This is a genomic window from Pediococcus acidilactici, assembly GCA_024970065.1.
Taxonomy (GTDB): Bacteria; Bacillota; Bacilli; order Lactobacillales; family Lactobacillaceae; genus Pediococcus; species Pediococcus acidilactici_A.
Genome location: CP103908.1, coordinates 810,041 through 832,061, shown reverse-complemented (window position 1 = coordinate 832,061; position 22,021 = coordinate 810,041). Strand labels below are relative to the sequence as shown.

Below are 22,021 nucleotides of genomic sequence, written 5' to 3'. Positions count from 1 at the left end.
AGAAAAGCGGATGGCACACGCCACCCGCTTCTTTTGGATCTTCAACATCCATTCAACGTTCTTTAGCCCAGCAACTTCTAAGTTACAAGGCGAGAAGCGGTGGCCTCTGCTTTTTCTCAACGTTTACTAAGATACCAAAATAATCAGTCTCTGTCAACTAAAGTCCAAGATTTATTTTCTACATAAAGAGGTTTACGTAGATTGGAACTAGAATATCCATCGCTAGCGAAACGATTACAACCGCTACGGAAGCCATTGCGCCTTCAATTGAACCTAATTGAACCGCCTTGGCTGAACCAACGGTGTGTCCGGAGACACCTAGTCCTAACCCAGTTCCCACTTTAGAAATATTTTTGAGCTTAAAAATTTTAATTAAGAATTCGGCCAACGCGTAGATGATTACCGCGTTGATAATGCAGACCATTGCCGTAATTGCCGGATCTCCACCAATTCCCTTGGCAATCGGCATGGCAATTGCGGTAGTTGCTGATTGAGGTAGCATTGCCGCAATCGAAACTCGGGAGAGTCCCATTAGCTTGGAGACCATGTGAATACCGAATAGGGAAATAAAACCACCGACGAACAAGGTTAGGAATACATCTACCCAGTACTTCTTAAAAATATCGTTCCGCCGGTATAACGGAATCGCAAACGCCACGGTAGCCGGGTTTAAAAACCAAAAAATCATGTTACCGCCTGGTAAATAGTACTTTTTATAAACCGCTACGGTCGTGGAACCAATCCCCTTCCCCCAAAGAACTAAGATTACAATGCCTAAAACCATTCCAACTAATAACGGGGTAAATAGGAAGAAACCTTTGCTAACTTTAAAAAGCCACATTCCAATTAAGTAAACTACCAAAGAAATAAAAATTCCGGTAAACGGTGTTGCTAAAGCTGCATCCATTATTCATCATCCCCCTTTTTGCCCGTAATCTTTTGGTGAATTCGAATGAAAAATGCTCCTACGTACGCAATTACGACCAGGAGAATAATTGTCGAAATGACCACCACGATAATATCCTGGAGCCCTTCTCTTTTCATTAAATCTAAGCTGCCGGCTAATTGGATTCCTGAGGGTACGAATAAGAACGCAATTAATCCAATCATAAAATCGCCAAATTTTTCAACCTGTTCGAGTTTTACAATGTGGGTCGCCAATAAAATATATAAAATAATCATACCAATTAACGGAGTGGGAACCACAATGTTTGCGGGAAATAGCTGAGAAATAATTTGCGAAACGAATAAAATCGCCGCAAAAATCGCCATTTGAACTAGGATCGGCGTCTTCTTTTTCTCTTGATCTTTTTTCATCAGAATTCCTCCTTAGAACGCTTGATTCAAGGGCTTATCTTCCCTTGCTCACCATTAATTCTAAGTGATTTCAATCAATTTGTAACCGTTTTCACAATCAATTGACCCTAATCCTGGATAGAATACCAATTACCCGAGATGAAATGCCCTTAGTAATTTCAACGTAAAAAGTGACCACTTCTCTAAGCAATTAACTAGAGTCATGATCACTTTTTAAAAAGTATGATAACTAAAACTTTATGCAGCAACTTTAATTTTCATTAACTAAGTCACCTGTATTATTACTCACTTCATCCCTAAGTGCCGTTTGGTTTCGTTAACGTACGAACGGCTCACCGGAATCTTAATTCCGTTCGATAATGTCAATTGGTAAGTATGGTTGAAACTTGGTTGTAATTCAAAAACTGAATCAAGGTTAACCACGTAGCTACGGTGCACCTGTAAAAATTTTTGCGGATCCAATTCTGCCAATAGTTTTCGGAGGGGCTGTTTACTGGTCACCAACGGCAGGTTCGCCACGTGGAGAATCACCGTACCCCCCTGCGCTTCTAAATAAATGATGTTATTTTTCTTAATCACGATCGTTCGTTCTTCATTAGTAATTGATAATCGCGGATTAAGGTATTTTTGCTGGTAATTGGTGGAATCCCGTTGCTGCCGATCCAATAACTTTTTGATTCGGCTAAGCGCTTCGTTAATACGACTTTGCTCAAATGGTTTGAGTACGTAGTCCACTGCCTCAGCACTAAACGCATCTAAAGCATATTGGTCGTACGCAGTGGCAAAGATCACGTATGGTGAAACCGACATTTTCTTCCACTTTTTCGCTAAAGCCATTCCGTTACCATCTTCAAGCTTAATATCCAAAAATACCAAATCAGGGTGTTCATTTACCACATACTGGTCGGCCTCCACCACCCCATCAGCTTCCGCAACCTGATCAACGATGGAGTTTTCCTCCAATAAGTAATTTAATTCTTGGCGAGCTAATGGCTCATCGTCAACAATCAATACTTTCATCACTTTTGCTTCCCTTCTTGAAATGGTATTTTCACGGTGATTGTCGTTCCTTTAGAGCTTGATTGTATATCTAAATTTGCTGCCTCACCGTAAAGCCCCGCAAACCGATCGGTTAAATTTTGTAAAGCCGTTCCACTACCACTTTGAGAATCAACCACCTGGTGTCCTAACTGTTTTAAAATATGGGGGTCAATTCCGTGCCCGTTATCCGAGACCACGATTTTTAACGCATTGGCAACTTGACTAACCCCCACCTTAATCTGTTGATCCTTCATTTTGGGATTAAAGGCGTGACGAACCGCATTTTCCACTAAAATTTGAATTGTAAACGGTGGGACTAGGGCATTTTCGGACACCGCGTTGCTAAACAGCACCCGGTACCTTCCTGGAAAACGAGCCTGTTCCAAAGACAAATATGCTCTCACGTGTTTAAATTCTTGTGATAATGGAATTACCACCTCCCGGCTCCCCATCAAGTTAGCCCGGAAATAGGTACTTAATTGGATCAACAACTCCCGTGCCTTTTCACTGTCTTGCCGCATCACCGCGACAATTGTATTGATTGCGTTAAAGAAAAAGTGCGGGTTCACTTGGGCATGCAATGATTTAATTTCTGCGTCCTTAACTAGCTCAGTCTGTCTTTCCATATCACCCAGCATAATCTGCATGGCCAAGATTTCTCCGAGCCCCATCCCTAGTTGAATTTCTACCGGGCTTAATCGCCACTGTTCTTTATAATAAACTTTTAAACTGCCAATAATCTGTTCTTTAATAAACAACGGGACCACAATTGCCGAATGGAGTGGGCATTTGGGTTCTGAACAATTAATTTCGTGAAAATTATTGGCAATTTGTACCTCTCCGGATTGAATCGCTTTCAAAGACAGATCGGTTCGAATCGGTTGCCCGGCAATGTGATGGTCGCTCCCCGCTCCGACGAAGGCGAGGATTTTTTGCTTATCAGTAATTCCGATTGCATCAAAATTGGTGTACTTAAGCATTAAATTGGCAACTTCTTGAGCCGATTTGTAATTAAGTCCCTGGCGAAACGCCGGTAACGTTTTTAACGCTAACTGGAGCACTGAACGAGTCTGGGTTGCTTGTACATCCACTTCTTGCCGGAAGTACAATGCAACGATTGATAAAAATACCGAGGTCCCTAGTGCGCTGACCGTAATCATAGGAATCGCGATATACCTTACCAATCGCCACCCCGTAGGACTAAAAATTAAGATAAAGGTCATCTGGATGGTTTCCATCAGAAGGCCAATCAAAAAACCGTGCCACGGTTTCATGGTTGCAAACCGATGCTGCTTTTGATTAGAAAACATCCCGGATAAAATTCCAATTAAAATTGAGCTTGGAATATAAAAAAGTGCGTCATTTGTTAAAGATTCTTGTAAAACGCGGTGAACCCCGGCAACTGCACCAACAATGCCACCCACCACCGGACCGCCAATAATCCCAGACACCGTAACCGTTAAAATTCGAATATTAGCCACTGAATAACCCGCTGGAATTCGTAATAGTAGCGGATTAAAGTGAATGGAATTATCGGGCGAAAGCTCAATCCCAATCAAGTTAGCCGTAATTGTAAAAAAGGAGAAAATGACTAATAGTTGGAACTTTGCTGCACCATCTTGCCGGAAAAGCAATTTTCGAAACGGCGGAAAATTAACGAGAAAAAAGGCCAAAATTATAATCAGGCCTACCCGTTCAATCATTAGGAGCGTTAAGTTTAACATCTGAATCCTTCTTTCGTGCTTAAGAAGTTTCTTTCCTTCAATTATACACGAAACATCTTTCCTTGCTTAGCCGTAAATCGATCTTTCAAAGCATCTTTGGGCAACTAAAAAAGGGCTATGTAAATCCGCGTGGATTTACATAGCCCTCAAAAGCTAAAGTTTTTTAGTTTTTACGGCTGTAGCTATTAATGTCAGCCTCAATGTCTTGTATAAATTGATCTACCGAAACAGTTTGTGAATCGTCTTCACCATAACGACGAACACTGACTGAGTTAGCATCCATTTCGTTGTCCCCAACTACTAAGATGTACGGAATCTTTTGAGTTTGGGCTTCGCGGATCTTGTAACCCATCTTTTCGTTGCGGTGGTCAACTTCAACCCGGATGTCTTGGTCAGCCATTTGTTCACGCAATTTATCTGCGTACTCACCATGCAAATCATCCTTAACTGGGATGATCGTAACTTGTTTTGGTGCTAACCAGGTTGGGAAGGCACCCTTGTACATTTCAATTAGGTAAGCCGTAAAGCGTTCCATAGTTGAAACTAAGCCACGGTGAATCATAACTGGGCGATGTTCTTCCCCATCGGCACCGACGTAATGTAAGTCGAATTGTTTTGGCAACATGAAGTCTAATTGGATTGTTGATAGAGTTTCTTCGTTACCAAGTGCCGTCTTTGTTTGTACGTCAAGCTTTGGACCGTAGAAAGCAGCTTCGCCTTCTGCTTCAACGTAATCTAAACCAAGGTCGTCCATCGCAGCTTTAAGCATTGATTGTGAGTGGTTCCACATCTCGTCATCGTCAAAGTACTTTTCAGTATTTTCAGGATCACGGTAACTAAGCCGGAATGTGTAATCCGTAATGTCAAAGTCGCGATAAACTTCAACCATCAATTGTAGAACTTTCTTGAATTCTTCTTGGATTTGATCAGGCGCAACGAAAGTGTGTCCATCGTTCAACGTCATTTCACGTACCCGTTGCAAACCAGAAAGGGCACCAGATTTTTCGTAACGGTGCATCATTCCAAGTTCAGCAATCCGTAATGGTAATTCACGGTATGAACGAATGTGGTGCTTGTAAACTTGAATATGGGATGGGCAGTTCATTGGCCGCAATTCAAGCATTTCACCGTCACCCATGTCCATTGGTGGGAACATATCTTCCCGGTAGTGTTGCCAGTGTCCGGAAGTCTTGTAAGCATCAAGGTTCATTAATACTGGTGTATATACGTGTTGGTAACCGTGTTGGACTTCCTTGTCGATGATGTAACGTTCGATTGTCCGACGGATGGTTGCCCCGTTTGGCATCCAGTATGGTAATCCCGCACCCACTTCTGGATCAACAAAGAAGAGGTCAAGTTCGTTACCAATTACCCGGTGGTCACGTTCACGTGCTTCCTTTTGGCGTGCTAATTCTGCATCCAAGTCTTTTTGGTTGAAGAATGAAGTACCGTAAATCCGTTGTAACATTGGATTACTTGACTTACCTTCCCAATAAGCACCCGCAACGGATAGCAATTTGATAGCTTTCAATGCCGAAGCATCTGGTAATGCAACGCAGTCGCTAACGATTAAGCTGCCATCAACGTCGTATACGTTGACCTTACCGTCTTTAGCGTTTTTCTTAACTAACTTAGCTTGGTAAGGATCACTATCAACCTTAGCCAAAGCATCTTCAACACTTAACATTTCGTGATTCAAAGCAACCTTTGCTTGAATCATGTCTTTCATTTTGTCTTCAATAGCGGGGAGTTCGTCGACCGAAATTTGTTGACCTTCCTTGTCAGTGTCAGCATAAAAACCATGTTCAATGTTACCAATTTCCCCAATCCGGATTTCCGGATAAATGCTCTTGATTGCACTTGTCAATACTAAGGCTGCCGAATTCCAGTTTACCAATTGTCCATCTTCAGAATCCCTGGTAATGATCTCAACCTTTCCATCTTGGTCAAGTGGTTGATCTAAGCCAACCAATTCATCATTAACTTTTCCAGCAACGGCGTTTTTTGCCAAACTTGTACCAATTGACTTCGCAATTTCAAGTACGGTGACACCAGCACCAAAAGGTTTTACACTGCCATCTGGAAATTCAATCTTAATCTCTGCCATAATTACACGCTCCCTTTACAAAAAATAGTATAAAAAATCCCTGATATTTTCATACCAGGGACGTGTTAGACGTTATTTCACGCGGTTCCACCCTCGTTGCAGACTACTAAACGTAATCCACCACTTAATTAAACCGATAACGGTGGCACCCGAACTGATATTTCGATCAGTCTCTAGCCAAGTGGGAAGTTTTTAGTTGCTTTGCTTACAGTCCATGGCGCGGCTCCCTGAAGTTAAAAACTACATGTTTGACTCTGATTTACAAATTTATTATATCCATTCAAAATTGCTTGTCAACCCTGGCGATGATTTTTTCCGATTAAAGTAACCTCTTCACTTAAAAATTTAACCCGTTCCATTAATCGTTTGGCCTTTAGCGGCTCGGCTTCGCCACGCTGATTAACCGTTAAATGTTCTTTTTCTAATTGCTCCATCGAAAAGTTCGAGGTGAAGAAAGTTGGTAACTCTTCTTGCATTCGATATTCTAAGATTACGCCTAAAATATCATCCCGCACCCACGCTGAAATACTATCTGCACCGATGTCATCGATTACTAAAATCGGCGCTTGTTTAACCGCATCAAGCTTGTTTTGTATTTCTTTGGAATCTCCAATCGTATTTTTCAATTCCACTGCTAAGCTAGGAAAATGAACAATCGTTGTCGAATAGTTATGTTTAGCTAATTCGTTAGCCATTGCCCCCATTAAATAAGTTTTTCCTACGCCAAAGCTACCGGTTAAGTATAGGCCACGGTGGAATTGATCCGGAGCTTGCACATAAGCATCCACAAAATCCATCGCCTTGCTAAAAGCGGCGTTCCGATCAGGCTCTTGGTAATAGTCACTAAAATCTGCCCGTCGAATCAATTTCGGCATACTAATTGACTTAACTAACGCTTGGCGTTGGGCAACTTGGCATTTCATCGTCATTTCCTTGGTAGGTACGTATTCAATATCAATTAAGTGGTTACTGAGTACTAATTGTGGCTCATAACCTGGCAAAAAGGAGGGTTCGTGTCGCGCAATCTTTTTGCGTTCGTTAACAAATTCGTAGAGCTTGGCCGCTCCCCGTTCCAAAGCTTCTGAAGTTAATTCCGCTTGGTGAGCTTGGCAAAACGCCACAACTTTGGGATCTTGATAAACAGTTTTCATCACCGTTTGAAAACGTTGGTCGAGTTTCCGTTTATTCATCAATCCCTCAATCGCTTCGCGAATATTTTCCATTTGCTATTCCTCCTTTCGCCGTTCACGCAATTTTTTCAATTTTTCATTAATTTCCGCAGTGGTTGGAGCAGCTTGCGTACTATTAGAACTAGTTGGTACAGATTTTTCGCTATCCTTGGCCCAATCTGGCAGGGTTTCGCGTTGAACAACTGGTTTCCGTCTGCCGTATGCTTTGGTAGCCTGTTTTTGCTTCTTAGCTTGGCGGTCACGCACAAACTCTAAAGCTTGCCGTGGAGTTCGAACCCCATTTTTAATCCACTCGTTAGCAATTGCTTCTACCAAGTTTTTATTTAGGGTCGCACGACCTTGATCGACCAAGACGTAAAAAATTAGAAAATTAATGACGCTAATTGGAAGCTGACCAGTTTCCACTAGGCCAGTAATCACCCGCTTTTCTGCCGTGGTGGTAAAGCCTCCGGTCTCTTGCTTGATCTGATCAATAAAATCTATTGGCGCTAACGCATACGTGGTTTTAATTACCGTTTGTTCTTCTGCAGTAAGCCCCTCTAAATTGAGTTTAGCCGGCGAAGTTGGAACCGTGGAACTCGACGTCGTGCTGGGAGCTTTTTGCTGATGCAAACTAGCGTATTTTTGGGCAATTCGCGTCTTTAACGCCTGACTATCGATTCGGTTGTCTTGAAAATTAGTGGCTGCCTTAATTAACTCAGCCATTTCACTTTCCGTAATTCCATAAATGGTTTGCTCGACCATAATGAGGTGCCGGTTTTCTTCCAAACTCTGCCGGTCCACAAAACTAGTACTAAGCATTTGAGTAAGCAGTTTAAAATCAAAATTCTTGTTAAGGGTTTCCTTAACGTTTTTTGTCTTTGCCGGTTGCAGCTGCTTTTGTACGGCGGCAATTGAGGTAGGCTTATCAACTACGCTACTTCCAATTTGGAAATAGTCTCCCAAATTTTTAGACACGTCGTAAAAATCAGCATGCTCAACTTGCCGCTTAATTAAGCGGCGACTTAACCGCTCAAATTCGGTTTCGCCGACGGCCCCCAACAACAATGCACTTAGTGTATCATCTTTAAAAAAGGTGATCGGATCGGCAGGCGCTTGCAAAATATATAAAAATAGCGCCCGGTTATCAACTTGCTTACGAAAAGTCTTTAATAGTCCTAGGGATTCTAAGCGGCCTCGGGCTTCCACAATTGCTGGCAGATCGATCCCCAGCCAATTTAGTAATACCGTGTGGGTAAACTGTTCGTTTAGAACCGTTGCTTCCGCATTTAATTCCCAAAGCGTCTCAGCTAAGCTATGCGCATCTGATGACAACAACGGTCGGTATAACGCCGTTAATGCCCGCCTTTCGTAGTCAGCCATTTGTCGGTCAGTATTTACAATAAATGAGTCGTTTGGGGCTAATTCATCCATTGGTTCCGTCATTACTTATGATCCTTTTCTTTTTCGTCCTTCTTCACCATGTCTTGAAGTTCGTTCAAAAAGACATTCATGTCTTTAAACTGGCGATAAACACTAGCAAACCGAATGTAGGCAATTTCGTCTAAATCAACAAGAATATTCATCACGTATTCACCAATCACTTGGCTAGATACTTCACTTTCACCTAAGGAACGAATTTTATTTTCCACTTTATCGACAATATCGGTCATTTGTTCCATTTTAACCGGTCGTTTTTCCGCTGCACGCACGATTCCTTTTAGAATCTTGTCGCGGTCAAATTCTTCCCGGGAACCATTTTTCTTAATTACCAATAATGGGGTGGCTTCCACCCGTTCAAAAGTAGTAAAACGGAAGCCACACTTTTCACACTCGCGACGACGACGAATTACACGGCCTTCATCGGTTGGTCGACTATCCACTACTCTCGAGCCATTATTACCACAATGTGGGCATTTCATATTATTTCACCTCGCCGGTCTTTCCGGATGTCTGGAGTAAATTTTGTTTAACAAGCCATTCTACCACTTGCTTTTGGGTAGCTTCAATACTACCACTACTGTCAACAATTACATCCGCTTTTTCTCGCTTAATTTCAATCGGCATTTGGGCTTGAATCCTTTTTTGAGCATCCTTGCGCGGCAACTGATCACGCTCCATCAGCCGGTGAAGTTGTTCAGCCGGAGTCGTTGATACCACCATAATATAATCTACTAAGGACTCGTATCCCTGTTCAAATAATACCGGCGCATCTAGCACCACCACCGGCGCCTTAGTGACCCTTTCTAACTGCCGGATAATTTCTTTACGAATCACTGGTTGCACAATTTGATTTAGTTCTTGCAATTTTTGCGGGTTGTCAAAAACCATCTTACCCAATTGCTGCCGGTCAATCTGGTTTTGCCCGTTTAGAATTTGCGTTCCAAACGCCTTAACTAATTGTACCTTAACCGCTTTAAATTCCAAAACTGCGTGGGCAACTTCGTCAGCGTCCACTAATGGAATCCCCTTACTTTTTAAAAAATTACTGATGGTGGACTTCCCCATCGCAATTCCACCAGTCAGTCCCAATACCTTAGTCATTTTTGGGCGTTAAAACCTGACAATGCGGACAGAAATGGGTACTGCGTTGAGCTACCTTAATTTGTTCGATGGGTGTTTGGCAGCGTGGGCATGGCAGACCTTGGCGATGGTAAACGTGGAGTTGGTTTTGAAAACTGCCGGCATGTCCGGTAGCATCCAAATAAGAAAACACGGTAGTTCCCTTCGCCGCGATAGCTTCCTTTAACTCCGCAAAAATACTTTCCCGCAAGAGCTTGATTTCGTCATCGGTAAGTGAATTAGACCGGCGCTGCGGGTGGATTTTACTTAACCACAAGACCTCATCTGCATATATATTGCCCAATCCCGCAATTAACGACTGGTCTAAAAGAAAGCTCTTCATCACCCGTTTACGACTTCGGAGGGCCTTCGTAAGGTAATCTAGCGTCAAAGTTTCCGGGGTTGGTTCTGGTCCAATGGTTTTTAATCCACCAACTTGCATCTCTTGGCCAGTGGGAGTTAGAACCATCCGACCAAATTTACGCGTATCGTTATACCGTAAATCCTGCCCATCATCCAATTCAAAAATAACGTGGTCATGCTTGTCATAAGGTTGATCGCGATCCACGACTGCGTACTTTCCCTCCATCCGAAGGTGGGAAACCATCGATAATTGGTGGTTGAAATCAAAAATTAAGTACTTCCCCCGACGACGAATTGTTTCAATCGTTTTATTTTTTAATTCTGCTGCAAATTGGTCCGCTTCGGGACTGACCATCTTAGGGTACCGTACTACCACTCGTTGAACGGTACGACCTTTCACTAGGCCAACCAATCCACGTCGAACCGTCTCTACTTCAGGTAACTCAGGCATTATTCATTCCTCCGTTATTTTGCGTCGTACCAGTTATTCCCCCATGAGGTTTCCACCTTCAAAGGTACGTCTAACTTAACCGCTGAATCCATCACCTTAGGAACCAACTCTTTAACAACGCTCATCTCTTCATCAGGCACTTCAAAAATCAGTTCATCGTGTACCTGCAGCAACATTCTGGTTTTTAACTGCCGCTTTTCTAACTCATTTTGCATATTAATCATTGCAATTTTAATAATATCAGCCGCGCTTCCTTGGATTGGAGTGTTCATCGCGGTTCGTTCCGCAAACGATCGAACGCTAAAGTTAGAAGCATGGATGTCAGGTAGGTACCGGCGGCGGTGCGCAATTGTTTCTACATAGCCCTTTTCCCGCGCAGTCTCAACCGAACTATCCACATACTTCTTTACTCCAGGATATTCCTTAAAGTAGGTGTCAATAAATCGTTTAGCATCCTTACGGGAAATGCCGATATTTTGCGAAAGTCCATAATCACTAATTCCGTAGACAATCCCAAAGTTGACCGCCTTTGCTTGCCGACGAATGTTAGGAGTGACCTCACTAGCATCCTTCAACCCAAAAATACGCACCGCAGTACTTGAGTGAATATCTTCGTCCTTTTTAAATGCTTCTTGTAAATGATGGTCTCCCGTAATGTGGGCTAACACCCGCAGCTCAATCTGTGAGTAATCAGAAGATAAAATGTGCCAACCTTCGTGTGACGGAACGAACGCTTGCCGAATTTTCTTTCCTTCTTCAATTCGAATCGGAATATTTTGTAAATTCGGATCTGTCGAGGAAAGCCGTCCCGTTTGGGTTAAAGTTTGTTGGTACGTGGTGTGCACTTTTTGGTCGGTAGAATGTACCACCTTTAACAGACCATCTGCATACGTAGACTTAATTTTAGAAATTGTACGATAATCTAAAATATGGTCAATAATTGGCGAATACCCACGCAATTTTTCGAGGACGTTAACTGCCGTAGAGTATCCGGTCTTGGTCTTTTTAATTACCGGAAATTCCAGCTTTTCAAATAAAATATGCCCCAATTGCTTAGGAGAATTAATGTTAAATTCTTCTCCAGCTTCTTGGTGAATTTGATTTTCTAATTCGCTAAGCCGCTCGGTAAGTTCGCTTTGCATCGCTCCTAACCGGTCTCGATCAACCTTAATTCCACTGATCTCCATCTTCGCAAGTACGATCGACAGCGGCAATTCAATTTTCCAATATAAATCGGCCTGTTGGTTATTAATCAATTCTTCTTGCAAACGCCGGCCTAATTCGCCAATTACGTCAATCTTATGCGCAAGGTGTTCTAATAAAACATCTTTTTCTGGCACGGCTCGTTTTGCTCCGGTACCATAAACTTCAGCATCAGTTTTGATATCTTCAATATCGTGCTCGTGAGCAAGTTGTCCTAAATCGTTAGAATTATCATTGGTATCTAACAAGTAGGACTGCAACAAAATGTCATAGTTAATGGCTTTTAGGGTCACACCAAGCCGGTGTAGTCCTACGTAAGTCCGTTTCCCGTCAAAAACGTTTACCACCACGTCAGGATCAGCTAACACTGCGGATAAAGCTGGTTCTTTTAACAATTCCACGTCATCACTAGCCCAGATTTCTTGCTGGTTGCCAATTGCAAACCCACAAAATTCAGATAAGTGATAATTTTTTTCGGGCATTTCCAAATAGAAGTTAATTTCCTTCCCCCATTTGGAAAAGTCTGGCAACGTGTCCTTCGTCAGTACATGATAAGCGAGTTTTTCGGTTGCTTTTTCTTCCGTTGGTTCATTTTGTTGTAACGTCGCTAAGAAACTCCGAAACTTCATCTTTTGATAAAATTCCTGTAAAAAGGTAACGTTTTTACCATTATATTTTAAGTCTGCCAATCCAATTTCTACGGGAGCATCTCTTTTAATGGTTGCTAATGTTTTTGACGTAAAGGCTGCGTCCCGATCCTCAATTAGGTGTTCCTTCATTTTGCTTGGCTTCAAATCATCTAAATGATCGTAGAGATTTTCAATCGTGCCAAACTGTTTGAGTAACTTAAGGGCGGTCTTTTCTCCGACCTTGGTAACTCCAGGATAATTATCGGAGCTATCACCCGCTAAGCCTTTTAAATCGATGATTTGTTTAGGCGAAATACCTAGCTTTTCTTCAACGTGGTCCGGAGTATATTCTTCAACCTCGCTGACCCCCTTTTTGGTCACCGCAACGGTCGTTTCTGCACTACTTAATTGGGTCAAATCACGGTCCCCAGTAACGACCACGACTTCATAGCCGTCGTGTTCTGCTTCCAACGATAACGTTCCGATGATGTCGTCAGCTTCATAGTTAGGTAATTCATAAGTTTTGATACCGTATCCGGTCAGTAACTGTTTGAGGTAAGGCATCTGTTCTGACAACTCTGGTGGAGTTTTTGAACGCCCACCTTTATAATCATCATACATTTCCGTCCGGAAAGTGGTTTTTCCAGCATCAAAAGCAACCAGCGCCGCCGTGGGTTGGTATTGTTTTAAAATGCTGTCTAACATTTTATTGAACCCAAAAATTGCGTTAGTATGCAGTCCATCGGGATTCTTGAACTTTTCTAGCGAATTATGTAACGCAAAAAAAGAACGGAATGCAATACTATTCCCATCAATTAACAATAACTTATCTTTTGCCATAGCTTCCTCCGTTTTCTATCTCCCTTAATCATACCAAAAACCGAAGGTCAACGTGAACAAGATTGACCTTCGGTTCTAAAATGAGAATTAAATTTTTGCCTAATCCCGACTCCAACCAAAAATGGTTAAGAAGTACTGGAATAAATTAATAAAATCTAGATATAAACTAAATGCACCTTGAATGGCTAGTCCCGTTTCGGAAACTCGATCTCCGTAGCTTAAATAAAGGTTCTTCATTGAGGCCGTATCAAACATTGATAAACCAGCGAAAATCACAATTCCAATTAAGGAGAAGAAGAAGGTTACCGCACTACTATGCAAGAAAAATAAGTTGATTACCGAAACAACCACCATTGCGATTAAAGCAGCTAGCAAATGGGTCCCTAACCGTGACAAGTCACGCTTAGTAGTCAACCCGATTACACTCATCACGATGAAAACTGCTGCGGCCGAGAAGAAAGCCCCCGCAATCGTGCCAATGCTGAATAGCATAAACACACTTGAAAGGGTGATTCCAAAGAATCCCGAGAACGCAAATAGCATTAGAAAACTAACCGTTGGGTTTTGTAACGCCGCCTTCTGCCCAAAAATCATGAACAGAAACAGCGCGATAAAAATCAACCAAATCCCCATTCGTCCTTGACTTAAAAACGTCATCACTGCTGGGCGCCATACCGTAGCTCCGAGATAAGCAATGATTCCCGAAAAAGCGACTGCGGCTGCCATCCAACCGTACATTTTAGTTAAAAATCGGTTTAAGCCGACCGTATTATTTATTACTCTTGGTTGTTGATCCAAATTGATCCCCCCATTTAATCTTTCCCATATTGTAACAAGAAAGCGACTAAAAGGCTATCAATTAAAGTCAGGAAAGGTCAAATATTTACTTTTCCTTAACTAAGGCTTTATAAGCATCTTCGTATTTTAGGATGTCTCCTGCACCCATGAAAACTAGTACCGCATTATGTTGATCAGCTAATGCAGATAGGTCATCTTCATGAATAATCTTTGTGTCATGGCCAATTAAGTTAGCCAAATCTTGTGACGAAACCTTGCCATTTGCTTCACGAACCGAGCCAAAAATCTCGGTCAAAACAACTTGATCAGCAAGGCTCAAACTCTTAGCAAACCCATCTAACAATGCGGCCGTTCGGGTATAAGTATGGGGTTGAAATACCGCCACAATTTTCTTATCCGGAAATTCTTGTCGAGCAGCATCTAAAGTTGCTTTGATTTCTGATGGATGGTGCGCATAATCATCGATCAAAATGTTATCGCCTACCGTAGATTTTGAAAAGCGTCGTTTTACCCCTTGGTAGGATAACAATTCTTTTTGTACTAGTGCTAAGTCAATCTTTTCAAAGTAAGCCACCGCAATTACGGCTAACGTATTGAGAACGTTGTGTTCACCAAAAAGGTTAATTTTAAAGTGTCCAATTGGTTGGCCTTGGTGTTCCACATCAAATTCTGATCCCGTAGTAGTCCGAACGATGTTTTTAGCTTGGAAATCATCGTTATCTGCGGTTCCGTAATAATAAACCGGGACGTCCGCACGTAGTTTCCGTAAGCTTTCATCTTCTCCCCAAGCGAAAAGACCCTTTTTAACTTGGCTAGCTGCTTGTTGGAAGGCACTTTCAACGTCGGCTAAATCCTTATAATAGTCGGGGTGATCAAAGTCAACGTTAGTCATGATCATGTAATCCGGATGGTAGGCAATGAAGTGTCTACGATACTCGTCAGCTTCAAACACGAAGAAGCGGGCATCAGGGACCCCTTTTCCAGTTCCATCACCGATTAAATAACTAGTCTTGTCAACTCCACCAAGTACGTGAGCCAACAACCCGGTGGTACTGGTCTTTCCATGCGTCCCAGCTACCCCGATACTAGTGTACGAAGCTAGTAGTTGTCCTAAAAATTCATGGTAACGAATGACCTTTAAGCCCATTTCACGTGCCCGTTTAATTTCAGGATGATCGTCAGTAAAGGCGTTCCCCGCAATTACCGTTAATCCTTCACGTAAATTGTCTGGATTAAAAGGTAAAACTTTAATGCCTGCTGCAGCAAGACCGTCTTGGGTAAACACGTAACCGTCCACGTCAGAACCCTCAACTTGATAACCTTCGTCATGTAAAATCAACGCTAAAGAGCTCATACCGGACCCTTTAATCCCAATAAAATAATAAATTGTATCTTTATCCACCTTGACCACTCCCATTATAAATTGTTTTCAGTTTACCACAATATCAATCGTCATTTTCTTCTGGGCGATAAAAAACTTCCCGTGGCTTGGAACCGCGAGATGCGGAGACGTATCCCGACTCTTCTAATTGGTCGATAATCGTTGCCGCCCGGTTGTACCCAATCGAAAAGACTCGTTGTAGTTTTGAAGTTGAAATAGTGTCTTCTTGGGCAATGTATTCGAGTACGTCGTCCATTAATTCATCCGTACTATCTAACTCTGCGCTTCGCTCCTTTAATTCAGTTGGATTAAAGGCGTAGTGCGGAGCCGCTTGTTCGCGAACAAAATCAGCAATTGCATCAATCGCGTCACTAATAAACGCACCTTGTAAACGCACTGGATTACTCTTCCCATTACCAAGAAACAGCATGTCTCCTCGTCCAAGTAGCCGTTCTGCCCCACTTTGGTCTAAAATGGTACGCGAATCCACTTGACTAGAAACCATAAATGCCACCCGGGTCGGAATGTTGTTTTTAATTAGCCCCGTAACTACGTCTACACTAGGCCGTTGAGTAGCAATCAGCAAGTGAATTCCCGCGGCCCGTGCTTTTTGAGTAATTCGCACGATGTAATCTTGCACTTCCGTTGCCGAGACCATCATTAAATCAGCTAACTCGTCAATAATTACCACGATATAAGGCATTTGGTTAGCATCATCCCCAGCTTGCCGAGCTTTTTCGTTAAATTGCTCTAAATTACGCGCTCCTGCAGCTGCTAAGCGTTCGTAACGTTGGTCCATTTCATTGGTGACCCATTTCAAGGCTGCAGCCGCTGCTTGAGGATCCGAAATCACGGGTGCTAGTAAATGTGGTAGTCGGTTGTACGGAGCCATTTCGACGGCTTTCGGGTCGATCAACAGCAATTTGAGCATTTGTGGAGTCGCCTTATACAATAAGGAAACCAACACACTATTTATGAACACACTTTTACCAGATCCGGTAGCCCCAGCGATCAGTCCGTGTGGCATTTTCCGCAAATCATAAACCTGTGGCTTACCAAACAAATCCACCCCTAAGGCAATCGTAAGCGGAGACTTACTTTCTTGAAATACCGGTGACTTAATGATTTCACTAAGTGGCACTGGTCGTGGATGGGGATTAGGAATCTCAATTCCAACGGTGTTTTTTCCAGGAATTGGGGCTTCAATTCGAATATCCCGCGCCGCCAATTGCAACTTTAAATCATCCGTCAAATTAGTGATTTTGTTAACTTTAACGCCCCGCCCTAGTTCAATTTCAAACTGGGTAACGGTTGGTCCGACCGTCCAGTTAACTACTTTAGCAGCAACTTCAAAGGCACTTAGCGCGTCATCTAACCGTTGTGCTTGATCGGCAACCCATTGGTCTTCTGCACCGTCTTGAACAACGGGATCTGGCAATAGATCTAAACTTGGAAAATGATATCCCATCAATTGCTTAGTGCTTTCTTGGGCTACTGAAACTGGCGGTGCACTAACTGTTCGGGCAGGTTTTTGTAAAGTCCTCTTCGGATTATTAAATTTTTTGGGGGCCGCCATTGGTTGGAAATCGCTTTTCGTTCCCGCACTAACTGGAGCCGCACTCTTGACTGCTTGTTGCGACGAGACCGGGGTAATCGCTGCAGACGAGGATCCTACTTGAGCAGTTGGCTTGGTTTTCGATGCTATTGGAGCGGCACTTGATAAGAAATCCTTTTGCGCTCCTACAGGAGTTGCCGCGTCAGAGTTGTTGATTTCCGGCTCGTCAAACGACGAATCGTTTAATTCCTGCCGACTAGTTAGTTGGCGCTTAGCTTGATTTAATTTTGGTAAAGGTCGCCGAGTTAATTCGTAATTACTAATTGGTAACCGGAATCGGCGGACTGGTCGGCTGCCGGTTGAACTAGTTGACTTCGACTTCAAACGCGTTGAATCTTCAACTTCATTTTTGAACCCGTTTGGTTCAGCGTCAGGTGCTTGCCTTTGTGCTAATTTTTGCTGGATTGCGGGCGTAAATGGATGATCCGACTTCAAGCTCTCCGCTGAATCCGTTGGCTGTTTAACCGAATGGTCGTCCATTTTAAGGCCTTTTTTGCGAAAAAAAGCCGGTCCATCGTATTTAACCATTTAAATCCTTCCCTTATTAGTCAAAAATATGATTTCCCTTAGCGAAATCAAAAGCCGTTCCCACTTCAAAATCATCTGGTAAGATCAGTGCACCTTTTTTTTGCGGCGCATTTTTTAATTTTAATTCCCGGCCAGAAGCAATCATTCCGTTGCTAGATACGCCCCGGAGTTCACCCGGCCAAATAATCATCCCATCGGGCATCATGGCTCCTACCTTAGCAACCACAACTTTAATGTCAGCTTTCATATTAGGCGAACCACTAACGATTTGTAGAATTTCGCCGTTATCAACTTCGGTTTCGGTAATTTGTAGGTGGTCAGAATCAGGGTGTGGCTTAACTGCCTTAACGTATCCAACCACAAATTTAGGGCTTTCGTCAGCAACTAACTCGTCTTCAAATCCTGCTTGACGTAACTGCTCGTTCAACTTTGCAACCTGTGCAGTGGTTAGAGTAACTGGTCCGTGTCCTTCTAAATCAGGTAATTTGGTGCTAACTTCCAAGAAGTTATACCCGGTAGTAACGTTACTATCGACATCAAAAATCCGCACTACGTTTTCTTTTTGTTCCACGGCTTGTTTTTCCGCGTCAGGATTGACCATGGTAATTAAAATATCTCCCATTGTTTTTGGATTATAACTAGCTACTAACATTTCAATTCTCCTTAAATATTACTTTTTAATTCTCAAACCCTTCCCATTAATGTTAGAATTAGTGGAAAAGGAAGTGTTTTCATGTCATCTAAAACATCTGCGCTAACCGCATTAACCATTACCGCTTTAACTTCATTCGCCGTGGGAACGCTGGTGGCCACCCAAGTCAAGGGACACCGTAAAGTTCGGCCCCAAGCCGCACTTGCCCGCGTTCGACGTTCCTTTGAAGAAAAGGGACCCGTTGAAGGCGCTTGGATTGAATCCAAGCCATCTCCCCTCAACCGTCACGGTTTAAAAGCCTCCGTATATTACGGAGGAATCACTAAGTACGAAAATAACGAACTAATTCAATATGAGTTCATTGCCGATGCATACACCGGTACAATTATCGACATTTACCGTCGTTAATTTCTTAATTATAACCAAAGCAAGCCGAGAAAAATTTTCTCGGCTATTTTTGTGAGTTTGCCGGCTTAGTTGCCTAATCTAAAAATGAGCAACTAACTTGTAGATTGGTTGGCCTTTTTCACTAAACTTATGTTCGTATTCCGTCTCCACATTGTCTGCATTTTCCGGACTATTGTGTAAATCTAGCCAGACTCCTTCAAAAACCATCCCGTAATTATTCAAGCTCGTCAATGAATATTCAAATAGTCCTTGGTTATCCGTCTTAAATTCTAATTTACCATGTTCAACTAAAATTTGTTCATAAACTTTTAAGAAGCTTTTATAAGTTAATCGGCGTTTTTCATGCCGGGTTTTAGGCCAAGGATCCGAAAAGTTTAAAAAGAGTTGGTCCACTTCGCCATCCGCAAAATAATCGGTTAATTCTGCACCGTCTGCATGCAAAAATTGTAAGTTAGGCAATTCTTCGGCTAAAGCGTTCTTTAAGGCAATTGCCACCACCGTCTTTTGAATTTCAATCCCAATGAAGTTATATTGGGGGTATTTTTTGGCCATATTGATAATAAATTGGCCCTTTCCAGTCCCCACTTCAATCCATAGTGGTTGTTGCTTGGCAAAACGTTCATGCCACTTTCCTTTATAAGCTTGACCATTTTCCACGACCATTTCAGGGTGTTCCGCAATTAATTTTGGAGCCCAAGGTTTATTTCTTACTCGCATAATTACCTCTTTTATTTGTTTATTTTTTTAATGTAACGTGGCACAAGCCACCGGGTTAGCCATAGCGTCGTCGCCGACTGAACTACGACCGCCCACCCTAAAAACGCAATTGTAAAGTTAGTTACACAACCAGCTAGTGTCACTAAAATCGCGCTTAATAGTATGATTCTTTTTAAGACAGATAACAAGCCCCTTTGCGCCATTTCTGCATCAACGGGATACACCTGCACCATTGTGTTTGCCTGAACCGGCCGATATACGTCAACTAACTGAATAACTATCAGATAGGTCGTTAAAGCTCCTACCATTAATTTCAACCACATTTGATCGCTGTACGCTGAAACTAACATCCCCAAAAATAAAAGTCGTAGCATTAAGCTTCCTCGATCACCGCTACGCACAATCATAATCGAGTATAAATAGGAAAACATCGATGATTTTCCCGCCAAGAACTTTACCACCCCGTCCGCATAACGGCGCCGTTTAGCTTTAACAGGTAAGTTTTTCACGGTGGTAAATAAGCTAAAGAAACGATATAACCGCCCCATGCGCTTTTGCTCCGCCTCTACTGCGGATTGCCAGTCAAAGCGCCCATTTTTCATCAACCATCCTAAACGTCGCCATTCTAACAACAGCCAGATCACCATTAATGTAGCAGCAATTAAGGGATGTACCGTAACCAAGCTAACAATAATTGCGTCAATGACCAGAGTAATCCCCCGCCCTAGCCGGGAACCTGCAAAATAATAGCCTTGGTAACGAGTTAATATGTTCACAAAGCTACCTAACACCGTCGTTAAAATCACCGTCAGTACCCAAACTAACTGATGAAAAGCCAGGGCTAAAAGCGGAAAAAGTATTATGCTACCAATTCCGACCGGCACCAAAGCCGAAATTAGCGTCCGGCGTAACGATTTTTTTAAGTAGCTCGCAATGTTTTTTTCTTGCCCTAACAAAAATACTGGGTCGGGGTTTTTTAACAATAGCACGGGTTGTCCAAATAAGGTTAACAGGAACGTAACTACCACCACCAAGCACAACCCATAGCTTGGTAAAGGTTGCAATGTCTTTAGCCAATTAGCATACGCCAGTCCCAGTCCACCGCCAAAGAATAGTAGTGCTAAAACTAAGTGATCATTTAATACGTATTTTAAATATTTGAGGATTTCATTTTGATAATCTTTAGCGCGTCGTTGCCAGAGTTCATTCATGCCGCTCACCCTTTGCAATTGCTAAATAGATATCGTTCAAACTGGCTTTGGGAGCGTTAAATTGAGCTTGAAAATCGTTAAGCGTGCCAACCGCCTTTAATTCCCCTTCGTTTAGCAAAGCAAATCGGTCGCAATATTTTTCCGCCGTGTCAAGCACGTGGGTAGACATGAGGACTGCCGCTCCTTGTGCTTTCTTTTCGTTGATAATCCCCAAGAGATCATCAATCGCCAAAGGATCCAAACCTAAGAATGGCTCGTCAATCACAAAAAGTCGGGCATCAGTCATAAAGGCACAAACAATCATCACCTTTTGCCGCATCCCTTTAGAAAAGTTAGCTGGAAACCATTCCAACTTATTTGCTAACCGGAACTTTTCTAAAAGCCGCATTGCCCGTTGCCACGCAGCTTCCTTATCAAGTTCGTAAGCTTTAATAGTCAGTTCTAAATGCTCTCTTAAGGTTAATTCATCATACAGCACAGGCATTTCCGGAATGTAAGCCAACTGGGCTTTGTATGCCGCCGGCTGCTGGCTTAGTTGAACGTCGTCCAAACTAATGGATCCTTGCATGGGCTGCAATAAACCAATTACGTGATTAATGGTAGTTGACTTTCCAGCACCATTTAACCCAATTAAGCCGACTAGTTCTCCTTCATGCACTTCTAAATTTATGTCTTTAATGACTGGCGTTTGCGTGTATCCACCGGTCAAATGCTCAATCTTTAGCGTCAATTTATAATCCCCAATCGTATTAAAAATCTCTCATCGATTATACCACATCCCCGTCGAAAACCCGGTCGTCAATCCGCACAATTACGCAATTTTCGTGTATAATTAGCCTGTATAAGACAAGTTTTGTATTGGAGGTAATTTTATGGACGAAAATTGTGTATTTTGTAAAATCATCAGTGGCGATATCCCTAGCTACACCGTCTACGAAGACGACGTGGTAAAAGCCTTTCTGGATATTTCGCAAGGAACTCCCGGCCATACATTAGTAATTCCCAAAAAGCACGTTCCAGATATTTTCAGTTACGATCCCCAACTTGCGGCTGACGTATTCTCACGGATACCTAAGATTGCCAGAGCCGTCCGCGATAGCAATCCGGACATTAAGGGAATGAATATTATTAACAATAATGGCAAAATCGCGTACCAAAGCGTTTTCCATTCTCATTTCCATCTCGTTCCTCGTTACACCGACCATGACGATTTTGGCATGCGGTTTGTTGACAATAGTAGTCACTACGATGAAGCTCAATTAACCAAAATTCAAAATCAAATCAAAGATAATTTAGGTGAATAGC

At 42.5% G+C, this 22,021-nt stretch carries 20 protein-coding genes and 1 other annotated feature (1 of these 21 only partly in view); of the genes, 2 read left to right on the top strand and 18 right to left on the bottom strand.

Translation table 11 applies throughout. The features are described from left to right. Positions 1-118 (bottom strand) — a sequence feature (ribosomal protein L20 leader region) (it extends 8 nt beyond the left edge of the window). A gap of 60 nt (positions 119-178) precedes the next feature. The 15 genes from NYR25_03805 to NYR25_03735 all read right to left on the bottom strand — a co-directional run bounded on the left by NYR25_03805 (position 179) and on the right by NYR25_03735 (position 18,380). After that, entirely contained in the window at positions 179-907 is a 729-nt protein-coding gene (locus tag NYR25_03805) for an LrgB family protein (protein ID UWF34527.1), read from the bottom strand. Further along, positions 907-1,317 (bottom strand): CidA/LrgA family protein, encoded by a 411-nt coding sequence (locus NYR25_03800; protein UWF34526.1) that lies wholly within the window; start codon positions 1,315-1,317, stop codon positions 907-909. Before NYR25_03800 ends, NYR25_03805 begins: the two co-directional genes overlap by 1 nt. A gap of 285 nt (positions 1,318-1,602) precedes the next feature. Continuing rightward, positions 1,603-2,337: a LytTR family transcriptional regulator DNA-binding domain-containing protein gene (locus tag NYR25_03795; GenBank protein UWF34525.1), complete on the bottom strand. Its 735-nt coding sequence runs from the start codon at positions 2,335-2,337 to the stop codon at positions 1,603-1,605. Next, a complete protein-coding gene (locus tag NYR25_03790) occupies positions 2,337-4,082 on the bottom strand; it encodes a histidine kinase (protein ID UWF34524.1) in 1,746 nt (581 codons plus the stop codon). The genes NYR25_03795 and NYR25_03790 overlap by 1 nt, the downstream gene beginning before the upstream one ends. A gap of 163 nt (positions 4,083-4,245) precedes the next feature. Next, the gene (gene thrS, locus NYR25_03785; GenBank protein UWF34523.1) at positions 4,246-6,189 is read right to left on the bottom strand and encodes a threonine--tRNA ligase; all 1,944 of its coding nucleotides are present in this window, start codon (positions 6,187-6,189) and stop codon (positions 4,246-4,248) included. 293 nt (positions 6,190-6,482) lie between these two features. Continuing rightward, on the bottom strand, positions 6,483-7,412 hold the full coding sequence (gene dnaI, locus NYR25_03780) for a primosomal protein DnaI (protein ID UWF34522.1): 930 nt from the start codon (positions 7,410-7,412) through the stop codon (positions 6,483-6,485). Positions 7,413-7,415: 3 nt separating this feature from the next. Next, positions 7,416-8,804, bottom strand: a complete 1,389-nt coding sequence (locus tag NYR25_03775; protein ID UWF34521.1) for a DnaD domain protein — start codon at positions 8,802-8,804, stop codon at positions 7,416-7,418. After that, positions 8,804-9,280, bottom strand: a complete 477-nt coding sequence (nrdR, locus tag NYR25_03770; protein ID UWF34520.1) for a transcriptional regulator NrdR — start codon at positions 9,278-9,280, stop codon at positions 8,804-8,806. The genes NYR25_03775 and nrdR overlap by 1 nt, the downstream gene beginning before the upstream one ends. A gap of 1 nt (position 9,281) precedes the next feature. Further along, entirely contained in the window at positions 9,282-9,902 is a 621-nt protein-coding gene (gene coaE / locus NYR25_03765) for a dephospho-CoA kinase (protein ID UWF34519.1), read from the bottom strand. After that, entirely contained in the window at positions 9,895-10,734 is an 840-nt protein-coding gene (gene mutM / locus NYR25_03760) for a bifunctional DNA-formamidopyrimidine glycosylase/DNA-(apurinic or apyrimidinic site) lyase (protein ID UWF34518.1), read from the bottom strand. Before mutM ends, coaE begins: the two co-directional genes overlap by 8 nt. Positions 10,735-10,748: 14 nt before the next feature. Further along, the gene (polA, locus tag NYR25_03755) at positions 10,749-13,406 is read right to left on the bottom strand and encodes a DNA polymerase I (protein UWF34517.1); all 2,658 of its coding nucleotides are present in this window, start codon (positions 13,404-13,406) and stop codon (positions 10,749-10,751) included. A gap of 99 nt (positions 13,407-13,505) precedes the next feature. Further along, positions 13,506-14,204 (bottom strand): Bax inhibitor-1/YccA family protein, encoded by a 699-nt coding sequence (locus NYR25_03750; protein UWF34516.1) that lies wholly within the window; start codon positions 14,202-14,204, stop codon positions 13,506-13,508. An 85-nt stretch (positions 14,205-14,289) separates the two neighbouring features. Beyond that, the gene (murC, locus tag NYR25_03745; GenBank protein UWF34515.1) at positions 14,290-15,606 is read right to left on the bottom strand and encodes a UDP-N-acetylmuramate--L-alanine ligase; all 1,317 of its coding nucleotides are present in this window, start codon (positions 15,604-15,606) and stop codon (positions 14,290-14,292) included. A gap of 43 nt (positions 15,607-15,649) precedes the next feature. Beyond that, positions 15,650-17,728, bottom strand: coding sequence for a DNA translocase FtsK (locus NYR25_03740; protein UWF34514.1), 2,079 nt, complete (start codon positions 17,726-17,728; stop codon positions 15,650-15,652). A gap of 16 nt (positions 17,729-17,744) precedes the next feature. Beyond that, positions 17,745-18,380 (bottom strand): DUF4479 and tRNA-binding domain-containing protein, encoded by a 636-nt coding sequence (locus NYR25_03735; GenBank protein UWF34513.1) that lies wholly within the window; start codon positions 18,378-18,380, stop codon positions 17,745-17,747. Between the two features lie 81 nt (positions 18,381-18,461). Here NYR25_03735 and NYR25_03730 point away from each other — a divergent pair, with 81 nt between their 5' ends. Beyond that, on the top strand, positions 18,462-18,788 hold the full coding sequence (locus tag NYR25_03730) for a PepSY domain-containing protein (protein ID UWF34512.1): 327 nt from the start codon (positions 18,462-18,464) through the stop codon (positions 18,786-18,788). A 78-nt stretch (positions 18,789-18,866) separates the two neighbouring features. On the opposite strand, the gene trmB is transcribed toward NYR25_03730, so the two are convergent. The 3 genes from trmB to NYR25_03715 are packed head-to-tail and all read right to left on the bottom strand — an operon-like array spanning position 18,867 to position 21,446. Further along, positions 18,867-19,505: a tRNA (guanosine(46)-N7)-methyltransferase TrmB gene (trmB, locus tag NYR25_03725; GenBank protein UWF34511.1), complete on the bottom strand. Its 639-nt coding sequence runs from the start codon at positions 19,503-19,505 to the stop codon at positions 18,867-18,869. A gap of 11 nt (positions 19,506-19,516) precedes the next feature. After that, complete coding sequence (locus NYR25_03720) at positions 19,517-20,716, bottom strand: ABC transporter permease (protein UWF34510.1); 1,200 nt, start codon at positions 20,714-20,716, stop codon at positions 19,517-19,519. Continuing rightward, positions 20,709-21,446 carry an ABC transporter ATP-binding protein gene (locus NYR25_03715; protein UWF34509.1) on the bottom strand — a complete coding sequence of 246 codons (738 nt, stop codon included), beginning with the start codon at positions 21,444-21,446 and terminating at the stop codon, positions 20,709-20,711. The genes NYR25_03720 and NYR25_03715 overlap by 8 nt, the downstream gene beginning before the upstream one ends. 142 nt (positions 21,447-21,588) lie before the next feature. Between NYR25_03715 and NYR25_03710 the strand changes: the two genes are divergently transcribed. Beyond that, on the top strand, positions 21,589-22,020 hold the full coding sequence (locus NYR25_03710; GenBank protein ID UWF34508.1) for an HIT family protein: 432 nt from the start codon (positions 21,589-21,591) through the stop codon (positions 22,018-22,020). The last annotated feature ends 1 nt before the right edge of the window (position 22,021 follow it).